The organism is Variovorax sp. 01T439_2 (assembly GCF_056398445.1).
This window is the reverse complement of sequence record NZ_JBFTPJ010001033.1, coordinates 1-1,973: the sequence shown is the minus strand read 5'-3', so window position 1 is coordinate 1,973 and position 1,973 is coordinate 1. Positions and strand designations below refer to the sequence as shown.

Genomic DNA, 1,973 nt, shown 5'->3' with positions numbered 1-1,973 from the left:
GGAGGCGGCGGCCCTGCGCTGCATCGTGATCGACCTGCTGCAGGGCACCAACACGCCGCTGGTGGTAATGGGCGACTTCAACGACGACCCGCACAGCGTCACCACGCAGCTGGTGGCCGCCACCTCCGAGGTGGCCTACGACAAGGCCGCGCGCGACGTGGCGCTGTTCAACGCCTACGAGATGCAGGGCGAATCGGCACTCAAGAAGGACGTGGCCTATTCGCACATCCACCAGGGCTTTCCGGCCGTGCTCGACCAGATCTTCGTGAGCGAGGAGTTCGTTGCGACGAGCCGGCGCAGCCTGGGCGACGTGCGCCGGGTCGACTACTTCAACGACCACCTGCACGAAGGCCGGGACCGCTCGCGCTCGGACCACGGCTTCGTGCGCGCGCTGCTGCGGCTGCGCACCGACTGAGCCGAAAGCTCAGGGCATGCGCCGGCCGCTCTGGCGGTCGAACAGGTGCACGCGGTTGGCATCGATCGCCAGGCCCACGGTCTGGTCGGGCTGCGCGTCGACGCGGCCATGCACCGCGAGCACCAGCTTCGCTTCGCCGACCTGCACCAGCAGTTCGGTCTCGGCGCCCGTGGGCTCGACCACGATCACCTGCGCATCGACGCCGCTGCCGCCGCCCAGTGTGATGTCGCCGGGGCGGATGCCGTAGTGCACCGGCTGGCCATCGGGCGCCGAGGTGCCCGGCGGCACGGGCCAGCGCGCGCCATGTGCCTCGACATGGCATTCGCCGCCCGAGCGCCGCACCGTGCCCTCGATCACGTTCATCGACGGCGAGCCGATGAACTGCGCGACGAACAGGTTGTCGGGACGGTCGTACAGGTCGAGCGGCGTGCCGATCTGCTCGACGATGCCGTCGTGCATCACCACGATGCGGTCGGCCATGGTCATGGCCTCGATCTGGTCGTGCGTCACGTAGACGGTGGTGGTCTTCAGGCGCTGGTGCAGCGCCTTGATCTCGGCGCGCATCGCCACGCGCAGCTTGGCGTCGAGGTTGGAGAGCGGCTCGTCGAACAGGAACACCTTGGGGTCGCGCACGATGGCGCGCCCCATGGCCACGCGCTGGCGCTGGCCGCCCGACAGCTCGCGCGGATAGCGCCCGAGCAGTGCATCGAGGTTGAGGATCTTCGCGGCGCGCGCCACGCGCTCGTCGGTCACCGACTTCTCGGCATTGCGCAGCCGCAGGCTGAAGCCCATGTTCTCGCCGACCGTCATGTGCGGATAGAGCGCGTAGCTCTGGAACACCATGGCGATGTCGCGGTCCTTGGACTCGAGGTCGTTGACCACGCGGCTGTCGATCATGATCTCGCCGCCGCTGATGTCCTCCAGGCCCGCGAGCATGYGCAGCAAGGTGGACTTGCCGCAGCCCGAAGGCCCGACCAGCACCACGAACTCGCCATCGGTGATGTCGAAGCTCAGGCCCTGGATGATCTGGACCTTGCCGAAGGATTTCTGGATATTGCGAAAGGATACGGATGCCATTTTTATTCCCAGGGTTCGCTCAGCTCTTGACGGCGCCTGCAGTGAGGCCGCCCACCATGTAGCGCTTGAAGGCGTAGTAGATCGCCGCGGGCGGCAATGCATAGATGAGGCCGGTGGCCATCAGCAGCTCCCACGGCGAATCGTCGGCCGAGAGGAAGTTGCCGAGCGCCACCGCCAAGGTCACGCTCCTGTCGTTCGACAGCAGCAGGAAGGCGTAGAGGTATTCGTTCCATGCCAGCAGCAGCGAATAGGTGCCCACCGCCACCAGCGACGGCACCATCAGCGGCAGGTACACCAGGCGGAACAGCTGCAGCGGCGAGGCGCCGTCCATGCGCGCGGCCTCGTCGAGCTCGTAGGGCAGCTTGTCGGAGGCCTGCTTGAGCACCCAGATGCAGTACGGCGAGGCGATGGTCACCATGGCAAGGATCAGCGCCCATTGGCTGTTGAGCAAGCCGTAGTTGCCCATGGTCTTGTACATGGG

Annotated in this window: 3 protein-coding genes; 1 reads left to right on the top strand and 2 read right to left on the bottom strand. The window is 66.7% G+C overall.

All coding sequences use genetic code 11. From position 1 onward, the window contains the following. The coding region (locus AC1DOC_RS31470) for an endonuclease/exonuclease/phosphatase family protein (RefSeq protein ID WP_478131316.1) at positions 1–415 on the top strand (415 nt) is incomplete at its 5' end. Positions 416–424: 9 nt separating this feature from the next. Here AC1DOC_RS31470 and AC1DOC_RS31465 read toward each other — a convergent pair. Both AC1DOC_RS31465 and AC1DOC_RS31460 read right to left on the bottom strand, forming a co-directional pair. Continuing rightward, entirely contained in the window at positions 425–1,492 is a 1,068-nt protein-coding gene (locus AC1DOC_RS31465) for an ABC transporter ATP-binding protein (protein WP_478131315.1), read from the bottom strand. A 19-nt stretch (positions 1,493–1,511) separates the two neighbouring features. Beyond that, a partial coding sequence (locus AC1DOC_RS31460) for a carbohydrate ABC transporter permease (RefSeq protein WP_478131314.1) occupies positions 1,512–1,973 on the bottom strand: 462 nt, incomplete at its 5' end.